Origin of the sequence: Phascolarctobacterium sp. (genome assembly GCF_030531065.1) — a bacterium.
GTDB lineage: Bacteria > Bacillota > Negativicutes > Acidaminococcales > Acidaminococcaceae > Phascolarctobacterium_A.
In genome coordinates this window covers 58,547-76,088 of the sequence record NZ_JAUNOQ010000007.1, presented here as the reverse complement: position 1 = coordinate 76,088, position 17,542 = coordinate 58,547, and the positions used below count along the sequence as shown (strand labels likewise).

The window sequence follows — 17,542 nt, the reverse complement described above, 5'->3', positions numbered from 1 at the left end:
TATAAATAAATTTTGATGCATTATTGTTAGGAGGACAAAATGGTACTTTCAAATTTAATTGGTAGTCTTTTATTATTTCAGCGTACTGGTATAGGTGAAAATGAAATTAGAATAATAGCCAAAAATTTCAATAATATATTGAGTGTTTCGCTAGATAAAAATATTACACAAATCTATCGTGAATTAAATGATTTTAACGATTGCTTTGATTTTCAAGATAATAAAATAGTCAAAACAGAGTATTATTATAGTAATACTCAAATGTTAAAAAAACGTTTCTTTGACAGATTATCTGACGATGATAAAAATAAAATTTATACTATTGTTAATATGCTTTAGAAAGTGTAGTGATTAGAGTGGCTAAAATTTTCAAAAAGGTTTTCAAAGATCCTTTGTATGATTATATTAAAATTGACAATAATATATGTGAAAAAATCATTGATAGCAAATATTTTCAAAGATTACGCAGGATAGAACAAACCAGCATGAGGTGTTTGTATCCTTCTGCAAGGCATGATAGATTTATACATTCGATTGGTGTATACCATTTAGCAAGAGTGGCAATAAATGCTTTAAAGAAAAATGGCTTTGTTACAATTAGTGATAATAATGTTGATAATGAAGAAAAATATAATTTGCCAGAAGCACGAGAAATAGAAACTATATATTTTTCTTTTGAAATGGCTGCTCTTTTGCACGATGTGGGACATTCTCCTTTTTCTCATACTTTAGAAGGTTATTTTAAGGAAATTGCTAAACGTGACGAGAATGGCAAATTATATTCTCGAGATATATTAGAAGAATTTTATGAGGTGGCAGGCAAGATAAATTCTTCTGTCGAAGAAGAAAACTTTGAAGAATTTAAAGCTGATTGCAATGCTTCGGGGGCTGCACCACATGAAATAGCTAGTTGTATTTTGATATTTAAATGTTATAAGGATATATTAGCTAAAATTGCTGAAGAACGGAATGAAGATACTGGAAAAACTAGTGAAAATGGTATTAAAACTTTATATTTATTTTTAGCAAGATGTATTTTAGGGGCACTTTACAGTAATGACACCGATATCAATAGGTTTAAAAACTGTATCATCAAATTATTAAATTCGTCAATTGATGTTGATAAGTTAGATTACATTACTAGAGATTCTGCTGTTTCCGGATTTGCTAATACCATGGTTGATACCAAAAGATTGCTTGGTTCATTGGTATTTGCTATTTATAGTGATACAGATAAACGACAAAAGATTTGTTTAGCGTTTCAAAAGACAGCCGTGGGGGTTATACAAAATGTCGTAAATTCTAGAAATGCTTTACATACTTGGATATATGCACATCATAAAGTTGCGTATGAAGGATATTTGATAGAGACTGCTGTAAAGATGATAGCTGAAAAAGCTGAAAAAAAGGAAACGCCTCAAGAGTTTATAACGAAATATTTTTCTACTGATAGCATAGAAAAATGTTTAATTAGTGATGATGCAATATGGAATCTTTTTATGGATAATCGAAATATTCCTGAAGTAGAAGTCGTTATTAGTAGAAATAAACGAAAGAAAGCTATTTGGAAAAGTTTTGCAGAATTTCAAGCATATTTTAGCGCTTCTGATAATATTACACCAATAGGCAGTTTTTCTACAGAACAGATGGAAGCTTTTTTAAAAAGAGATGGCAACGATAATGACTTAGACGACTTTAAAAAATATATAAATGATTTTAGCCCGGAAGGTGAATATAAATTTAATTTTGATATTGTGGTGAATAAAACCAAGTTAACGCATATAGAACACAACTCAATCATGATTTATATCAACAATAAATTATATTCATTTGATACGATATTTAGCGATCTATATAAGAAAGCAGAAGTGCCTCCGTTTTTTTATTTGTATTGTAGTAAAGAAGATAAAATCAAGTTAAGTGAAAATAATTATAAATATAAAAATAAGTTAATTGAATATATCAAGCAGTATCCGCAATTTAGATTAACTCCATGTTGAGTAATTTTTTGAAAGAATCAATATAAAAATTCTAGCTAAAATATTTATCATATTTCGCCTGAGGATTGTGATATAAAAATAAACGAGGTGAGGTAATATGGGAAGATTGTTTATTATTGGTAATGGATTTGACATAGCCAATGGATTACCGACGAAGTATTGTGATTTTAAAAAATACATGTTTGAAGAATATGCTAGAGAATACGAACATTGTATGCTTCCGGATATTGGAATAGATAACCATGGAGAAATAAGAATTGACAAAGAACGAACTGGACGTTATTTGTATCAACTTTTAGATTTCAGCAATTATTGCTGCGATGATATAGAGTGGAATTATTTTGAAAGTAATCTTGGAAAACTACAATTTGATTATGCTTTTTCAGAATCGGATTTTAACGAAGTGTATGATAAAGAAGGAGACATTGATGAGTGGAGGACTGCATATAATCGTCAAAATATAGGGGAGAGAATTAACGTTACTTGCAGGCATCTATCGGATTATTTTTCGGATTGGATAAGTACTGTTGATGTTAATAAAGCAGTTGCTATAGATGGATTAAAGTTATTAATGACAGAAGAAACTCTTTTCTTAAATTTTAATTATACGAAGACGTTGGAAGAAGTATACAATATAAAAAGTGAAAACATTTGTTATTTACATGGAACTGTTGGGGAAGAATTGATTATTGGACATGGATTAAGTGACGAGGAAATTGAGTTAAAAACTGAATTATTTGAAGGAAAGTTTACTGGTGCAGAACAAGAACTGAAAGATACTATGGAAATACTTAAAAAAGATACAAATCAAGTACTAGACACTCATTCTGAGTTTTTTGATTTGCTTGAGGAAAATAATATAACCGAAATATATTCTTATGGATTTAGTTTTTCTAAAGTAGATTTGCCTTATATACAAGAAATATGTGAAAGAATTAATACTGAAAATGCAGTATGGTATATGAATGATTACGCTCATAACGATTATTCTGATGAAATAAGATCATGTGGTTTTGAGGGAACTATAGGCTGGTTTAGTTCAAAGTAAGAATTTATAATATGAAAGCATCATTTGATTATCAAAACAACATACATAAGGGAAACATCAAAACAGGACGGTCTGCGCCGTCCTGTTGAATACAATATTAAATTATGGCGAGAAATCTGATAACTAACGCTCCAATAAAATACTTAAATAATTTCTTTTGCTGTATAGTATACGGTCTATGAATATATTATTATTGCTTTCACGATAAAATACAATATGTTTGTTGCTTATTAGAAAACGATAGTCGCTTACTAGCTCAGTTATAGATGATAAGGGAGCGCCTAATTTGGGATTAACAGCTAATAAATCAATATCCTTGAGAATAGCAGTTAATATTTTCATGGCGGACTGCTGATTGCATAAATTAAGGGAAATATAATCGCCGATATCGTTTAGATCCTGTAGGGCTTCGGGAGAATAATTTATTTTATTTTTCATGGAAGCGTTCTCTAAGGCGGGACTTTACCTCGTCAGCAGAAAGCCAGCCGTTTTCCTCTCCCGATTTTTTCCCTTGGGCCAAGTCGTTTGCTAGGCGCAGAGTAGCTTTAGCTTTTTCGTAATCTATAATATCGACAATAGCGTATCTACCACGACCGTTTTTCGTTAAAAACACGGGGGAGCCAATGGTAACGTCACGCAGAACTTCGTTATAATTCCTTAAATCAGAAATAGGTTTAATGTTAGGCATAAAATCACTCCTTTGAATAATTTTATTATACATTAGCTTGCTGTAATATTCAACGTAAAATTTACATGAGTAATTTGCAGCAAGAAAACAGGACAGCCTGCGCCGTCCTGTCGGATGCAATATGGATACTTTTATCCTAAAAGCTTTACCATTATTCTGCAATTAACCAATCTATAAGATTAATAGATTTTATTCCATCATAGGATGTATCCATACTTGGATTAATGGAAAGAACAATCTTTTCATAATTATCGCTAATTTTTTGTAGAGGAGTTAGTTCCCTTTTGCGCACATCTTCACTGGTCATTGCTTCAGTTACTTGAATATATACTTTTTCATCCGCTTTTGTACCAATAAAATCCACTTCGGCATTATCAACTTTGCCGATGGATACGTCGTAGCCGCGGCGGAGCAGCTCAAAGTATACGACATTTTCCAAGGCATGCCCAGTGTCGCGGTTTCTGAAACCAAGAAGATAGTTCCTGATACCGATATCAACGATATAGTATTTTCCTAAAGTTCGCAGAAATTCTTTGCCTTTGATATCAAACCTTTTTATGTCGTAAAAGAAATATGCTTCCAGTAATGCGTTGACATAGGCTTGGACAGTATGGGCGCTTGGTATTCCTTTGCGCTTGCCGTCTTCAAGCAATCCTTCGTTTACAAGTGTGTTGCCAATAGAAGATATAGATATATTGCTGCCGATATTATCGGCAAGAAACATAATTATTTTTTTCAAGAGAATAGGGTCTGAAATTCGTTTTTGTCCTCTGCGGTTTTCTCGTTCAAGGATATCCCTCATAACTACAGTTGAGTAGATGCCTTCCAAAAGCATTAATGCTTTTTCCTGCTCCAATCCTACGTCGGCAATACCTGGCATACCGCCGAATCGCATGTAGGCATCAAAGACTTCGCGGATTTCATAATGCTCGCCGTTTTTATCAAAGGCTTGCTTTCGTATGCCTCCTAAGGCGCTTTTAGTCTCTCTAACTTCGAAACCATGAAATAATAAAAACTCAGAAAAGGACAGCGGCAGCATTTTTATCTCTACGCATCTTCCTGATAAATAAGTAGCATATTCTGAGGAGAGCATATAGGCATTTGAACCTGTTACATAGATATCGCAGTTAAAATCAACACGAAAAGAATTAATGGCATCCTCCCAATTGGGAACACGCTGAACCTCATCAAAGAAAAGATAAGCTCTTTTATTCGGCGATATGTGCTGTCTGACATATTCATATAAATCATCACTGTTCATATTTTTGAAAGCGTGAGATTCAAAATTCATCTCAAGAATTTGATCAGCTGTGATACCGTTTGTTTTCAGATGGTAAACCATTAATTTGAGTAAGCTGGATTTTCCGCATCTGCGAATACCTGTGACTACTTTTACAGGCTCTGTGGCCTTAAATGCTATAAGCTTATTTAAATATAAATCTCTTTTTTTGAGAGTATGTGTGTCAATCATCTTGGAACCCTCCTTTTTATGAAAATTATAGCATAAACTTCTAAAAAAATAAAGTTTGTGCACTTCAGTGCAGAAATTTTTAAAATTAGGATTTTTGTGCAGTTTAAAGGTGCCTTATTACATTGATAAAAACTTTGCGGATTATCAGCCTGATATCATCTTATAACGGGATATGCTCTTGATCAGCAGCATATTTTAAAGGAAGAAATTTATGACGCATTTGCAAGAAGCGATTCGCAAATTACAACTGAATAATAAATTGGTTATTCTGCATGCCTGTGCCGATAGTCAGCAGAAGGAGCTGCTGGATACTTTAACTAGAGGTTATAATTTGGTGGACTTGTCCCTAGCCGGCGTGCGTATGCAGGCTAAGCAGGATGCCGCGGCGTTCGTCCGCAGCTTGCCTCTGCCCGCGTATGTGGCTAATCTGCATTATATGCCGTCGCTGCTGCCGCATTTATTGGCTGGGGCGCTGCCCTGTACCGAACTTATTGCCGGCTGCTGTCAAAATTATTATTTGCAGGAGGCGGCTGCGCAGGCTGGCGGCAAGCTGGCTTTTGTGGAATTGCCTTGGTCGGCAGGCGCTGCTGTCAGAAGCTTTGTGCCGCCGGAGGAAGCGTTAGCGCGTTTGACTGCTGCTGATAAGCATACGGAGGTTTTAGCCGCTATTGTGCGCGGGGATTTGGCTGGCGGCAGCGCGGCTAAGGCTGCGTTTATCAGTCGCGTTTTGCAGCAGAATATTATGGAACAAACGACGGTCAGCGACGAGCTGCGCTTCTTTAATTTTTTATGCGCCGCTGCCGGAATGGTCGGCAGTGTGGTGAACTATACGACCTTGGCTAATGTGGTTGGCGTCAGCGCACCCACGGCTAAGCAATGGCTGCAATTTTTGGCCGGCGCCGGGTTGATATATTTTTTACATCCTGTGGAAGAATTGGCCGGCAAGCGCTTGCTGAAAGCGCCTAAGCTGTATTTTAAGGATACGGGCCTTGCGGCGCATTTGCTGCAGCTGCAGGATACAGGCAGCTTGATTGCCAGTTTATATTTTAAAGCGCTGTATGAAAATTATGTGGTGAATATCGTTCGCGAAGGCTATTTGCAGCAGGGAATACCGCCGGAAATTTTGTTTTACCGTGATTCCAATAATAAAGAAATAAGTATGCTGCTGTTTGGTGACGGCAAGCTCTATCCTGTGTTTATCAGTAAAGACGGCATAAGCGTGCGGAAGCTGGCGAAGCTTTTCGCTTTGCTGGCGCCTTATGCGGAAAAAGTCGGCGCGGTTTTAGGCCCCGGCTGTATGGTAACCTTGGGCGGTACGAGTCAGCGCTTGGGCGATAATTTATGGCAGATTAATGCGGAATTACTGTGAGGAAATATTAAGCTTATGGGACTTAGTATTTTCTCCTTTTTACTTAATTGACACATTAGTTACAATTATTTGAAAAATTATGGATATCGGGCTACTTCACAAGTATTTTTCTTGTATTATCAGAGTGCTTCATATATAATGTAGTGTATACTAAATAATTTTTTATTGGAGGAGCATGATATGACAATGACTTTACGCGAAGAAGCGCTGAAAATGCATTTGGAGAATAACGGTAAAATTTCTGTTGTGAGCAAGGTGCCGATTGCCAACCGCCACGACCTGTCCGTCGCCTACACCCCCGGCGTGGCAGAGCCCTGCAAGGATATCAAGGAAAATAAGGATTTGTCCTTTGAATATACCTGTCGCGGTAATATGGTAGCGGTTATCAGCGACGGCACTCGCGTGCTGGGACTGGGCGACATCGGTCCGGAGGCTGCTATACCCGTTATGGAGGGCAAGGCCGCGCTGTTTAAAACCTTCAGCGACGTGGACGCCGTGCCCATCTGCCTGGGCACTAAAGACCCGGAGGAGTTTATCCGCACTGTCAAGCTGCTGGAGCCCAATTATGCAGGCATCAATCTGGAGGATATTTCTTCTCCCAAGTGCTATGATATCGAATGCCGTCTGAAGGAGATCTGCGACATTCCCGTTTTCCACGACGATCAGCATGGTACGGCCATCGCCTGCCTGAGCGCGGTTATCGGCGCGCTGCGTTATGTGAAGAAGGATTTTCGCACCGCCCGTTTCGTAGTCAACGGCTGCGGCGCGGCAGGCAGCGCTATCGGTCGCCTGCTGGTAAGCATGGGCGCACAGAACGTCATTATGGTTGACCGTTTCGGCGCTTTGTATGAAGGCATCGACGCTAAGCTGGACCGTATTCAAAGCTATCTGGCTTCCGTAACCAATAAAGAACGCCGCCAGGGAAGCCTGGCCGACGTGGCTAAGGGCGCCGACGTTTTAATCGGCGTTTCCGCTCCCCACGTATTTACTAAAGAAATTATGCAGAGCATGGCGAAGGACAGCGTGGTTTTCGCGCTGGCTAACCCCGTGCCGGAAACAAGCTACGACGAAGCTAAGGCGGCGGGCGTTGCCGTTGCCGGTACCGGCCGCAGCGACCGTCCTAACCAGGTAAATAATGTCACCGTTTTCCCCGGAGTGTTCCGCGGCGCTATCGATGTGCGCGCCCGCGCTATTACCGAGGAAATGAAGGTGGCGGCAGTTTTCGCTATTTCCGAGCTGATCGACGAAAAGGATCTGCGCGAGGATTATGTTGTTCCCGACGCTTTCGATCCCCGCGTCGCTCCCGCTGTAGCCGCTGCCGTAGCCAAAACGGCTATTGAATTGGGGCTGGCGCGTAAAATCGTCGACCCGGAGATTGTAAAAGCCAATACCATGAAGCGCGTTGGACGCTAAGGAGGTCAAAATGAGAGAGATTAACGTCAGCGAAGTAACGGCTGCGATTGCGAAATTGTGCATGGATTCCTGCTATTATCTGCCGGAGGCCGTAAAGAATAAAATTAAGGCGGCCATCAAAACAGAGGAATCGCCTTTGGGCAGGGAGATTTTAACTACGCTGGTAGAAAATTTCGAGCTGGCGCAGCAAAAGGCTGTGCCGCTGTGCCAGGATACCGGCCTGACTGTAGTTTTCCTGGAAATTGGTCAGGAGGTGCATTTTGTGGGCGGCGATTTGTATACCGCCATTCACGCAGGCGTAGCCAAAGGCTATACCGACGGCTATCTGCGCAAATCCTCCGTGGGCGACCCGGTATTTGACCGCAAAAACAGCGGCGATAATACTCCCGCTATCATTCATACGAAAATTGTTCCCGGCGACAAGGTGAAGATGATTGTTTGCCCTAAAGGCTGCGGCAGCGAAAATATGGGCGCGTTGAAAATGCTCAAGCCAGCCGACGGCGTGGAGGGCATCAAAAAGTTCGTTGTGGATACGGTGCGCGCGGCGGGGCCTAACCCTTGCCCTCCCGTTACCGTAGGCGTAGGCATCGGCGGCAATATGGAGCAGGCGGCGCTGCTGGCTAAATACGCTCTGACCCGTACCGCAGGCGAGCATAATGCGGACGAGCGCTACGCACAGCTGGAAGACGAGCTGCTGGAGCTGGTGAACAAAACCGGCGTCGGCCCGTCAGGTTTGGGCGGCAGCACCACGGCTTTGGCTGTCAATGTGGAATTTACCCACACGCATATCGGCGGTCTGCCCTGCGCCGTAAACCTTAACTGCCATCAGGCGCGCCGTGCGGAAGCAGAGCTGTAAGGAGGGGTGGACGATGAGTGAACAGGCTGTAATCAAATACATTCAGGCGCCTTTGACCGCCGAAACTATTAAGGATCTGCATGCTGGCGACGTTGTGCGCATCAGCGGTTATATTTATACCGCCCGCGACGCCGCTCACAAGCGTTTATACGAGGCTTTGGGCCGCGGCGAGCAGCTGCCGCTGGATCTGACCAATAATATTATTTATTACGTTGGCCCCACTCCCGCCAAGCCGGGCGAGGTAGTGGGCAGCGCCGGGCCTACCACCAGCGGGCGCATGGATAAATACACGCCGACCATGATCGAGCAGGGTATGCGCGGTATGATTGGCAAGGGCCTGCGCAGCCAGGAGGTTATCGACGCCTGCGTAAAATACGGCGCGGTTTATTTCGTAGCCGTAGGCGGCGCTGCCGCCGTTATTGCTCAATCCATCAAGGGTGAGGAGATGATAGCTTACGAGGATTTAGGCCCCGAGGCTATCCGCCGTTACGAGGTGAAGGACTTCCCGGCCATCGTCTGCATCGACAGCGAGGGCAATGATTTTTATAAAGTAGGCATCGCTAAATACAGCAAAGAGTAACAAGGTTTACAAAGTCGAGGTGAGTAAAATCCGCCTCGGCTTTTTTTCGCTTAAATATTGACAAAAAGGGTAGGATAAGCTATCTTAATAATATTCTTGAAGTTGCATTAAGGAGTGAGAAAGATGAAAAAATTATTGATCGCGCTGCTGGCGTTGGTAAGCCTGGCTGTTGTAGCGGCAGGCTGCGGCGGCAGCGACAAAAAGGCCGACCCCGCCGCCGACAAAAAGGTTGTGCTGAAGGTGGGCGCTACGGCTGTGCCGCACGCAGAAATTCTTAACGATATCAAGCCCGCTTTGGCTAAAGAAGGCGTTGATCTGCAAATCATTGAATTCAGCGATTATGTAAAGCCCAATATGGCGCTGAACGACAAGGAGCTGGACGCTAATTTCTTCCAGCACGAGCCGTATTTGGATACTTTCGCTAAAGAGCGCAATATGCCGCTGATTTCCGCAGGCAAGGTGCATATCGAGCCCATGGGCATTTATTCCAAAAAGATTAAGGATTTGAAAGATATCCCTAACGGCGCGAAAATCGCTATCCCGAACGACCCGTCTAACGCAGGCCGCGCGCTGGCTTTGCTGGAAAGCGCCAAGCTGCTGAAGCTGAAGGACGGCGTAGGCGTTAAGGCTACCGTAGGCGATATTACCGGCAACGATAAAAAGCTGCAAATCATTGAAATCGAAGCCGCTTTGCTGCCGCGTTCCATGGACGATACCGATTTGTCCGTTATCAATTCCAACTTTGCTATGGAAGCCAAGCTGAACCCCGTAAAGGATTCTCTGTTCACCGAGCCCAAGGAATCTCCCTATGCTAATATCGTAGCAGTACGCAAGGGCGACGAAAGCCGTCCGGAAATTCAAAAGCTGATGAAGGCTCTGCAATCTCCTGAGGTAAAGAAATTTATCGAAGAAAAATATAAGGGTGCCGTAGTTCCGGCATTTTGATTTCCAGCTTAAAAGTCCGGCTGTGCGGCCGGACTTTTTTGCATATTTGAATTTGTTGGCTTAGCTTTATATTAGTTGCGCGTTTAGTATGTTATAATAAAGTTATAGCATCTGCCTGCGCGGCAGAATAATTTTGGAGGAAAATATGAGTCAGGAAGAAATTAAAAAATTTATAGCTGAAGCTAAGATTGATCAGCCTGCGACGGTGGAGGAATTTCATCAGGCTGTGAAGGACGCCTATAAGGACAGAACTAGGCAGGTTTATTTTATTTGGCGCAAGCTGAAGGAATTGTATCCGGAGGTAGACGCTAACCGCGTTATTCGTGAAGGCAGTTATGATTTCGGTTTATATCAGGGAGAAAAGATTGCCGCTAAGTATGGCGGCGGCGATAATGTGGGGCCTAAAGAAGCGCTGCTGGGGCAAACATCCCGCGGCGGCTTGCTGGTCTTTGAGCAGGAAATCAAGCAGCTGGACAACGATAAGGCGGTAAAAATATTTAATTGCTGTCCTCATGTGGAAGCATTAACGGAGCTGGGACTGAGCAAAGCGGAAATTAAAATGTTCTGCCGCGATATGCTGGGGCACTGCGATTATGCTATCTGTAAGCCGTTTAATAATGTGGATATCGATTTCCCGACGACAATTGCTGACGGCGAGGGCCATGGCTGCGCTATGACTATTACGCGCAAGCCAAAATAGGCAGGCAGTATTTTAAGGAGGAAAATGATGATTAGAAAACCTACTTTTACGGAAGCCTTGATACCTTTAGTGGGCATGGTATTATTATTGGGCATTGGGTATGGCAAATACGGGCTGCCCATTCAGTTTTTGCTGATTGTAGCCGCTTTTATTGCTTCAATTATCGCTTGGCGCTGCGGCTATAAATGGCCTGACATGATTAACGGCATTGCGGAAAAAATTCAAAGCAGCCTGCCGTCCCTGCTGGTTATGGTTTGCGTGGGCGCTATGATCGCCAGCTGGATGGTATCCGGCACGATTCCTATGATGATTTATTATGGCATTAAAATTATTGACCCGCAGTTTTTATTTGTGACCGCCTTCTTTGTAACGGCTGTTATTTCAACCTTTACCGGCACTTCTTTTGGTTCTGCCGGTACTGCCGGTGTGGCTATTATGGGCATTGCCATCGCTTTGGGCGTGCCGCTGGAAATTGCCGCGGGCGCAGTTATTTCCGGCGCTGTATTTGGCGATAAGCTGTCGCCTTTGTCCGACACGACGATGCTGGCGCCGATTGCCGCCGGCAGCGAGCTTTATGACCATATTAAGCATATGCTTTATACTACGGGCAGCGCTACTATTTTGTGCATTATCGTTTATACCGGTATCGGCTTGAGCATGGATACGGCGCAGATGACCAATCCTGAAACGGTAACGGCAATTTTAAATAATTTAGAGCAGCTGTATACCTTTAATCCGCTGCTGCTGCTGCCACCGGTGTTGATTTTCTGGGGCGCTTATACCAAAAAGCCTACGATTCCCATGCTGCTTTTGGCTTCCGTATTAGCCATCGTAATGGGTATGTGCTTCCAGGGCTTTGGGCTGAAAACTGCGCTGCAGGCTTTTGTCAACGGCTTCAAAGTAACGATGATTCCCGGCGCTGCCAATGTTCAGGTAGTGAAGCCGATTATTTCTTTGCTGAACCGCGGCGGCCTGATGGGCATGATGAGCACCGTGCTGCTGGTATTCTGCGCTTTCGCTTTTGCCGGTATTTTCAGCAAAGCGGGCTGCATCGAGGTAGTGCTGGAGCGCATTATCGAATCGATTAAATCCGTAGGGCAGCTGGTGACGGCGACGGTAGGCTCCACTTTGTTCATGAGCATTGTAACCGGCAGCTCCTATTTGGCCATTTTAATTCCCGGCGAAATGTTCCGCGATTTGTATAAAAAGTTTAATTTGGAGCCTAAAAATCTTTCCCGTACTCTGGAGGATGCCGGTACCTGCGCTGTGCCTTTAGTACCCTGGTCCGTAGCCGGTACTTACATGGCCACTACTCTGGGCGTACCTACCTTGAGTTATCTGCCTTGGACGGTTTTGTGCTACAGCAGTTTTGTGTTCGCGATCATTTTTGGCTTTACCGGCTTTGGCATTGCGAAGATGAAAAAATAATATGGCTCCATTTTGAAAAAGTGAGAGGTAGATCATGCGCAAATATGCGAAATTTTATCTTACGCCCAAGGGAGAGCGCGCAGCCCGCGGCGGCCATCCCTGGGTGTTCGGCGAGGAAGTAACCCATGTGGAGGGCGGCTATGCCAATGGTGATTTGGTAGACGTAGTTACGCCTAAGGGGAAGTATTTGGGAACGGGCTTTGTGAACGATACGTCGAAAATCAGAGTGCGTATCATTTCCACAAATACGAATGATAAATTTGACGAGGCTTTTTGGGAGCGGCGTTTGCGCTACGCTTTGGATTACCGCCGCACGGTGATGGGCGAGCAGGATTTTAAATGCTGCCGCTTGATTTTTGGCGAAGCGGATATGTTTCCCGGCTTGACCGTGGACCGCTTTAACGATTTGCTGGTGACGCAGACTTTGTCCCTGGGCATCGAGCTGCGCAAGCAAATGCTGTTTGAGCTGCTGCTGAAAATTTTGCGGGAAATGGGGCAGGAGATCCGCGGTATTTTTGAGCGCAACGATGTGAAGATTCGCCTGCTGGAAGGCATGGAAGAAAACAAGCAGTGGTTTGCCACGCCGTTGCTGCCGCAGCCGGGCTTGCCTGCAACCGAGATTATAGAAAACGGTATTCGCTATACGGTGGACGTGGAGAACGGGCAAAAGACGGGCTTCTTTTTGGACCAGAAGTACAACCGTCAGGCCATCGCTAAAATTGCCAGGGGCAAACACGTTTTGGATTGCTTTACGCACACCGGGTCTTTCGCTTTGAACGCGGCGCAGGGCGGCGCTGCTTCCGTTACGGCGGTGGATATCAGCGCGGAGGCCGTGCAGATGGCCGACCATAACGCCGCGATTAACGGCTACGGCCATGTGATGCGAGGCTTGCAGGCCAATGTTTTTGATCTGCTTAGCGAGCTGGTTAATAAGCATTCGCGGGAGTACGATTTTATTATTCTCGACCCGCCGGCCTTTACTAAATCCGGCAGCACGGTGAAAAATGCAATCCGCGGCTATAAAGAAATCAATTTGAAGGCTATGAAGCTGCTACCCCGCGGCGGTTATTTGGCAACCTGCTCCTGCTCGCATTTTATGAAGGAAGAATATTTTGTGGAAATGCTCAGGGAAGCTGCCAAGGACGCCAATGTGTCCCTGCGGCAGATTGAAGCGCGGCAGCAGGCTCCGGATCATCCTATTCTGTGGTCCGTGCCGGAAACAAATTATCTTAAATTTTATATTTTCCAGGTCGTTTAAGCGAAGGAGGGTATGCTTATGCTGGCGTTAGAGGGTATTCGGGTACTGGATATGTCGCGGCTGCTGCCGGGGCCGTACTGCACCATGCTGCTGGCCGATTTCGGCGCGGAGGTCATTAAGATTGAAGAGCCCGGCAAGGGCGATTATTCCCGCAGCTTTCCGCCGTTTTTAAAGGATTTCGGGTACTGGCATTTGCAGCTGAACCGCAATAAAAAAAGCGTAACGCTGGATTTGAAGAGCGAGACCGGCAAGCAAGCCTTTTTGGAGCTGGTAAAGACTGCCGACGTGGTGGTGGAAAGCTACCGTCCCGGAGTGCTGCAAAAGCTGGGCGTGGATTACGCCGCTGCCAGCAAGGTCAACCCTAAAATTATTTATTGCTCGCTGACCGGCTATGGCAAGAAAGGGCCGTTGGCTAAGCAGGCCGACCATGATATCGGCTATGTGAGCCTGGCCGGCATTACGGCTATGAGCGGCGAACCCGGCGGCAAGCCCGCTATTCCCGGCGTGCTGATGGCGGATATGAACGCCGCCCTTGCCGCGGGCATGAGTATTATGATTGCTTTGCGCCATGCGCAGGCCACGGGCGAGGGGCAGGAAATAGATATTTCGCTGTACAATGTGGCGATGACGCTGATGCCCGGCGCGGCCAGCCTGTATTTTGGCAGCGGCTTTGTGGCGCAGCGGGGCAATAACTGGCTGACAGGAGCTAACGCTAATTATAATATTTATGAAACGAAGGACCGTCGTTATCTTGCCGTAGGCTGTTTGGAAAAGAAATTCTGGCGCAATTTATGTTTGGCGCTGGAGCGGGAGGATATGGTCGATTTAGTGGACGATAACGCTAAGCATCCGTATTTGATGCAGCAGCTGCGGCAGGAATTTGCCAAGCGTACTTTGCGGGAATGGACGGAGCTTTTGGCCGGACGGGATACCTGCGTGACGCCGGTGCTGGATTTTGCCGAAGCCGTGGCGGCGGAGCAGACCAAAGCCAACGAAATGGTGCTGACGGTGCAGGATGAGGAGCTGGGCGAATACCGACAGCTGGGCTTCGCCATGAAGCTGAGCAAGACGCCTGCCAGCCTGCGCAAAAGAGCGCCGCGCTTAGGCGAAGATACGGAAGCGATATTAAATTTTTTGCCCAAAAATAAATCTTGAGCGCCAGCTTTTAGGACGCGCTTCAAGATTGGTTTGAAAATTGCAAAGCTGATGGACGCATAAAAAAATCCGCTGCGCGTTGCAGCGGATTTTTTGCGATATTAGTTTAGAATTGGTATTTCAGTTCTTTTTCCATCACTACGCCGGTTTCCGGATTGATTTTCATTTCGCCGCGTAGTTCGGGAGTTTGGAATTTTACTTCATATTCGTAAAGTCCGTCGTCGTTGTCCAGTTCTAAGTTATAGATTCTAGCGTTAGGATATTCTTTCGCAACGATGCTTTGCACGTCGTTGGCGGATAAAACAATTTTGGCGCTGCCAATCTGCGTTTTGTTATCCATGGAAAATTCTTTGATAGCGCCGTTCGCTTGCAGCACTTCAATCTCATATTCGGTATGGGTAGCGTTGTCGTAGAATTTCACTTCGTAATATGGTCTGAATTTTGCGTTTTCAGCTTTAGTTACGATATGGGTGCTGGTTGCAGGCACTTCTTTTTTGGCGATAGCAAGAGCTTCGTCCGCGCTAATCAAGGTAGCAGCCAATGCGGTAGCGGAAATAGCGAGAGTCGCCAAAGCGGCGGTAACTATAGCGGTTAATTTTTTCATAAGTGCATCCTCCTTTGGGGGTGTTGTGGTTTATTTACAAGGGCTAAGCCTTATTTTGCTTAATTAAATTTTACTAAAACAGTATGAATTCGTCAAGTGAAAAAACTGTGAAGCGCAGGCAGCAGTTAGCGCTGCTGTGACGCTGTCCCCCTAAATAAAAAGTAGGCTGTTTAATAACTAGCGCAGAGGCAAGCTACAGACATAATATTTATGCAAACAAAAAACTTGCCGGGGGGGACAAGTACTGTATAATATAAAATGAGAAAGAAATAATGCATACTAATAAAGGAAATACAGAGAGATAAGTAGACATTAGCAAAAAAATATTGTCTTAGGAATTGCTATAATGTTGGACATAAGGAGTTGAAATGATGAAAAAGTTTACTACTATGGCAACGGCGTTACTGTGTACCGCCATCAGTACGGCGGCTCTTGCCGCTTCGCCCATTCCCAGCTTTGACAAGGAGGCGGTCACTACTCATCCTTACAACCGTACTGGACAACAGCAGGCGGAGGTCAAGAACGAGCAGCCCGCATACCGGACGGGCAACACAGGTACGGAGGAGCGCCCGGCTTTTTACGTTCAAGAAATCATTCTTACCGGGTTTGAGCTTCCGGATGAATTAGGCGAGCTGCAAAATATTCTTGCAGGCTACAGCCGCCGCAGCGTAGGTATGGACGAATTACAAAATTTGACTTCCGCAGTTACTGACTACGCCCGCCGCCGCGGCTACACAGTGGCGCAGGCCGTCGTCCCGCCGCAGCAAATTGAGGACGGAAAATTAGAAGTCAAAGTCTATGTCGCCAGCTTTGACACGGTGAAGATTACGCGCAACGACAGCGCGGTGGTTGACAAAGTATTGCAGGGCTTTGCTGAACCTTTGCGCAGCGGCGAAGTAATTACAGATAAAAAGTTGGAAAGAGTTTTGAATAATTTGAACGACCTACCGGGAGTAACGGCTCGCGGCGTGCTGCGTCCCGGCAGCAAGCCTGTGACTACGGCTTTGGAGATAGAAGCCATCGAGCGCAGGGTGTGGAACAATTATCTGTTCGTAGATAATGGAGGCAGCCGGAGCAGCGGACGTTATCGCTACGGTTTCCACACGGAAATCAACAATCCCGGACGCAACGGCGATAAAATCGGCGTGACGGGATACATCAGCAATAAGCATACGAAAAATTACGGCGTGAACTATGAGCTGCCCATTGGCAGCAGGGGCACGCGTTGGGGCGTGGGCTACAGCCGCAGCAGCTACGATTTGGGAACCGTGGATTTTTGGAACCCGACGGGCGAATCCGAAGGCTTCAGCTTTTACGGCCTGACGACGGTGTACCGCGATATGAGCAAGCGGGCGACGGCGATTTACGGTTACGACCACCGCAAGATTACCGACGATTTGAAGTTGGACTTTGCGGGCCTGGGCTTGCGCTTGAGTACGGAAAAAACAGCTGACGTGCTGCACGTGGGCATTGCCGCCAGCGAATACCTGCCCAACCGTTTTACCAGCGGCAATATAATCTATTGGTACGGCGATATCGACACCAAGGACGGAGACGCGTATTACGACGGCGCGTACCATAAGCTGACGGCGGACTTTAACCATGTGCGCTATTGGAAACTGTGGAATTTGCGCTTTGAGGCGCATGCGCAGCTGGCTAACCGCGGGTTGGACGGCAGCGAACGCTTCTACTTAGGCGGGTTAAGCGGTGTGCGCGCCTACCCGGCCAGCGAGACCAGCGGCGATACCGGTTACACGGCGACGATGGAACTGCGGCGCGCGACCGACATCGAAGGGTTGGAAGTTGCGGCCTTTGTAGACGTGGGCGAGGTAAAACGCTTTAAGGATTACGGCGACCACCGCAAGCTGGCGGGCTGGGGCCTGGGCCTGCGCTACGCCAAACCTAACGACTGGTACGCGCAGTTCGATTACGCCTGGAAGATAGACGGCGAGGATTACACGAGCGAGGACCACAACCACGACGGGCGTATGTGGTTCCAAATTTATAAGATGTTTTAAGGGAGGCGC

17 protein-coding genes are annotated in these 17,542 nt (G+C 45.4%); 13 read left to right on the top strand and 4 right to left on the bottom strand.

What is annotated here, in order from left to right; all coding sequences use genetic code 11:
- The first annotated feature begins 39 nt into the window (after positions 1–39).
- From Q4E64_RS06220 to Q4E64_RS06210, 3 genes are all read left to right on the top strand, one after another.
- Positions 40–339, top strand: coding sequence for a hypothetical protein (locus Q4E64_RS06220; protein ID WP_303166885.1), 300 nt, complete (start codon positions 40–42; stop codon positions 337–339).
- Between the two features lie 17 nt (positions 340–356).
- Entirely contained in the window at positions 357–2,000 is a 1,644-nt protein-coding gene (locus tag Q4E64_RS06215) for an HD domain-containing protein (RefSeq protein WP_303166884.1), read from the top strand.
- A 97-nt stretch (positions 2,001–2,097) separates the two neighbouring features.
- Positions 2,098–3,048, top strand: coding sequence for a bacteriophage abortive infection AbiH family protein (locus Q4E64_RS06210; protein WP_303166883.1), 951 nt, complete (start codon positions 2,098–2,100; stop codon positions 3,046–3,048).
- Between the two features lie 123 nt (positions 3,049–3,171).
- On the opposite strand, the gene Q4E64_RS06205 is transcribed toward Q4E64_RS06210, so the two are convergent.
- The 3 genes from Q4E64_RS06205 to Q4E64_RS06195 all read right to left on the bottom strand — a co-directional run bounded on the left by Q4E64_RS06205 (position 3,172) and on the right by Q4E64_RS06195 (position 5,207).
- Positions 3,172–3,486 (bottom strand): type II toxin-antitoxin system RelE/ParE family toxin, encoded by a 315-nt coding sequence (locus Q4E64_RS06205; RefSeq protein ID WP_303166882.1) that lies wholly within the window; start codon positions 3,484–3,486, stop codon positions 3,172–3,174.
- Positions 3,476–3,736, bottom strand: coding sequence for a type II toxin-antitoxin system prevent-host-death family antitoxin (locus tag Q4E64_RS06200; RefSeq protein WP_303166881.1), 261 nt, complete (start codon positions 3,734–3,736; stop codon positions 3,476–3,478). Before Q4E64_RS06200 ends, Q4E64_RS06205 begins: the two co-directional genes overlap by 11 nt.
- Positions 3,737–3,887: 151 nt before the next feature.
- Entirely contained in the window at positions 3,888–5,207 is a 1,320-nt protein-coding gene (locus Q4E64_RS06195; RefSeq protein WP_303166880.1) for an ATP-binding protein, read from the bottom strand.
- A gap of 211 nt (positions 5,208–5,418) precedes the next feature.
- Between Q4E64_RS06195 and Q4E64_RS06190 the strand changes: the two genes are divergently transcribed.
- From Q4E64_RS06190 to Q4E64_RS06150, 9 genes are all read left to right on the top strand, one after another.
- On the top strand, positions 5,419–6,576 hold the full coding sequence (locus tag Q4E64_RS06190) for a DUF4143 domain-containing protein (RefSeq protein WP_303166879.1): 1,158 nt from the start codon (positions 5,419–5,421) through the stop codon (positions 6,574–6,576).
- Positions 6,577–6,762: 186 nt separating this feature from the next.
- Positions 6,763–7,989, top strand: a complete 1,227-nt coding sequence (locus Q4E64_RS06185; RefSeq protein WP_368501531.1) for an NADP-dependent malic enzyme — start codon at positions 6,763–6,765, stop codon at positions 7,987–7,989.
- Between the two features lie 10 nt (positions 7,990–7,999).
- Positions 8,000–8,845, top strand: a complete 846-nt coding sequence (locus tag Q4E64_RS06180) for a fumarate hydratase (protein ID WP_303166877.1) — start codon at positions 8,000–8,002, stop codon at positions 8,843–8,845.
- 13 nt (positions 8,846–8,858) lie between these two features.
- The gene (locus Q4E64_RS06175; RefSeq protein WP_303166876.1) at positions 8,859–9,425 is read left to right on the top strand and encodes a Fe-S-containing hydro-lyase; all 567 of its coding nucleotides are present in this window, start codon (positions 8,859–8,861) and stop codon (positions 9,423–9,425) included.
- Positions 9,426–9,548: 123 nt separating this feature from the next.
- Positions 9,549–10,370 carry a MetQ/NlpA family ABC transporter substrate-binding protein gene (locus tag Q4E64_RS06170; RefSeq protein WP_303166875.1) on the top strand — a complete coding sequence of 274 codons (822 nt, stop codon included), beginning with the start codon at positions 9,549–9,551 and terminating at the stop codon, positions 10,368–10,370.
- Positions 10,371–10,515: 145 nt separating this feature from the next.
- Positions 10,516–11,070: an L-2-amino-thiazoline-4-carboxylic acid hydrolase gene (locus Q4E64_RS06165; RefSeq protein WP_303166874.1), complete on the top strand. Its 555-nt coding sequence runs from the start codon at positions 10,516–10,518 to the stop codon at positions 11,068–11,070.
- 24 nt (positions 11,071–11,094) lie between these two features.
- Complete coding sequence (nhaC, locus tag Q4E64_RS06160) at positions 11,095–12,498, top strand: Na+/H+ antiporter NhaC (protein ID WP_303166873.1); 1,404 nt, start codon at positions 11,095–11,097, stop codon at positions 12,496–12,498.
- A gap of 34 nt (positions 12,499–12,532) precedes the next feature.
- Positions 12,533–13,756, top strand: a complete 1,224-nt coding sequence (locus Q4E64_RS06155; RefSeq protein ID WP_303166872.1) for a class I SAM-dependent rRNA methyltransferase — start codon at positions 12,533–12,535, stop codon at positions 13,754–13,756.
- 18 nt (positions 13,757–13,774) lie between these two features.
- Positions 13,775–14,911 (top strand): CaiB/BaiF CoA-transferase family protein, encoded by a 1,137-nt coding sequence (locus Q4E64_RS06150; protein WP_303166871.1) that lies wholly within the window; start codon positions 13,775–13,777, stop codon positions 14,909–14,911.
- A 106-nt stretch (positions 14,912–15,017) separates the two neighbouring features.
- Here the strand turns inward: Q4E64_RS06150 and Q4E64_RS06145 are convergent, their stop codons facing one another.
- Positions 15,018–15,515, bottom strand: coding sequence for a PepSY domain-containing protein (locus Q4E64_RS06145; protein WP_303166870.1), 498 nt, complete (start codon positions 15,513–15,515; stop codon positions 15,018–15,020).
- Between the two features lie 368 nt (positions 15,516–15,883).
- Between Q4E64_RS06145 and Q4E64_RS06140 the strand changes: the two genes are divergently transcribed.
- Entirely contained in the window at positions 15,884–17,533 is a 1,650-nt protein-coding gene (locus Q4E64_RS06140) for a ShlB/FhaC/HecB family hemolysin secretion/activation protein (RefSeq protein ID WP_303166869.1), read from the top strand.
- The last annotated feature ends 9 nt before the right edge of the window (positions 17,534–17,542 follow it).

Coding starts and splice junctions, on each gene's coding strand:
- Q4E64_RS06165 (WP_303166874.1), top strand. CDS start 10,516: ATGAGTCAGGAAGAAATTAAAAAATTTATAGCTGAAGCTAAGATTGAT.
- Q4E64_RS06150 (WP_303166871.1), top strand. CDS start 13,775: ATGCTGGCGTTAGAGGGTATTCGGGTACTGGATATGTCGCGGCTGCTG.
- Q4E64_RS06175 (WP_303166876.1), top strand. CDS start 8,859: ATGAGTGAACAGGCTGTAATCAAATACATTCAGGCGCCTTTGACCGCC.
- Q4E64_RS06195 (WP_303166880.1), bottom strand. CDS start 5,207: ATGATTGACACACATACTCTCAAAAAAAGAGATTTATATTTAAATAAG.
- Q4E64_RS06185 (WP_368501531.1), top strand. CDS start 6,763: ATGACTTTACGCGAAGAAGCGCTGAAAATGCATTTGGAGAATAACGGT.
- Q4E64_RS06200 (WP_303166881.1), bottom strand. CDS start 3,736: ATGCCTAACATTAAACCTATTTCTGATTTAAGGAATTATAACGAAGTT.
- Q4E64_RS06170 (WP_303166875.1), top strand. CDS start 9,549: ATGAAAAAATTATTGATCGCGCTGCTGGCGTTGGTAAGCCTGGCTGTT.
- Q4E64_RS06205 (WP_303166882.1), bottom strand. CDS start 3,486: ATGAAAAATAAAATAAATTATTCTCCCGAAGCCCTACAGGATCTAAAC.
- Q4E64_RS06145 (WP_303166870.1), bottom strand. CDS start 15,515: ATGAAAAAATTAACCGCTATAGTTACCGCCGCTTTGGCGACTCTCGCT.
- Q4E64_RS06180 (WP_303166877.1), top strand. CDS start 8,000: ATGAGAGAGATTAACGTCAGCGAAGTAACGGCTGCGATTGCGAAATTG.
- Q4E64_RS06140 (WP_303166869.1), top strand. CDS start 15,884: ATGATGAAAAAGTTTACTACTATGGCAACGGCGTTACTGTGTACCGCC.
- Q4E64_RS06190 (WP_303166879.1), top strand. CDS start 5,419: ATGACGCATTTGCAAGAAGCGATTCGCAAATTACAACTGAATAATAAA.
- nhaC (WP_303166873.1), top strand. CDS start 11,095: ATGATGATTAGAAAACCTACTTTTACGGAAGCCTTGATACCTTTAGTG.
- Q4E64_RS06210 (WP_303166883.1), top strand. CDS start 2,098: ATGGGAAGATTGTTTATTATTGGTAATGGATTTGACATAGCCAATGGA.
- Q4E64_RS06155 (WP_303166872.1), top strand. CDS start 12,533: ATGCGCAAATATGCGAAATTTTATCTTACGCCCAAGGGAGAGCGCGCA.
- Q4E64_RS06220 (WP_303166885.1), top strand. CDS start 40: ATGGTACTTTCAAATTTAATTGGTAGTCTTTTATTATTTCAGCGTACT.